The sequence below is a fragment of the Pseudoalteromonas sp. S3178 genome, assembly GCF_005886985.1.
GTDB classification, from domain to species: domain Bacteria; phylum Pseudomonadota; class Gammaproteobacteria; order Enterobacterales; family Alteromonadaceae; genus Pseudoalteromonas; species Pseudoalteromonas carrageenovora.
The window spans coordinates 1-309 of the sequence record NZ_PNCW01000442.1; the positions used below are offsets into that span (position 1 = coordinate 1).

1 protein-coding gene and 1 pseudogene are annotated in these 309 nt (G+C 38.2%); both read left to right on the top strand.

The annotated features are described in order from the left end of the window. Positions 1 to 206: response regulator (locus CWC11_RS21670; protein ID WP_138684236.1), on the top strand; the 206-nt coding region annotated here is incomplete at its 5' end. A 17-nt stretch (positions 207 to 223) separates the two neighbouring features. Beyond that, positions 224 to 309: pseudogene (locus tag CWC11_RS21675) on the top strand (chemotaxis protein CheR); the annotation flags it as partial.

Sequence of the window (309 nt, forward strand, 5' to 3'; positions counted from 1 at the left end):
AAATGCCAGAGATGGATGGGTATACACTCACTGCTGAAATAAAAGCAGATCCTAAATTGGCACCTTTACATGTTATCTTACATACTTCTTTAAGCGGTGTATTTAATCAGGCCATGATAGAAAAAGTTGGTGCTGATGATTTTATCGCAAAATTTAACCCAGATGAATTGGCAACAGCTGTAAAAAAATGGGTTCACTGTGATTAATGAATGGCGGTAATACTTTGGAAAACAAGAACCTTCAACAAAACGAGTACGATCAGTTTAGGACGTTCCTAGAGCAGCAATGTGGCATAGTGCTTGGGGATAA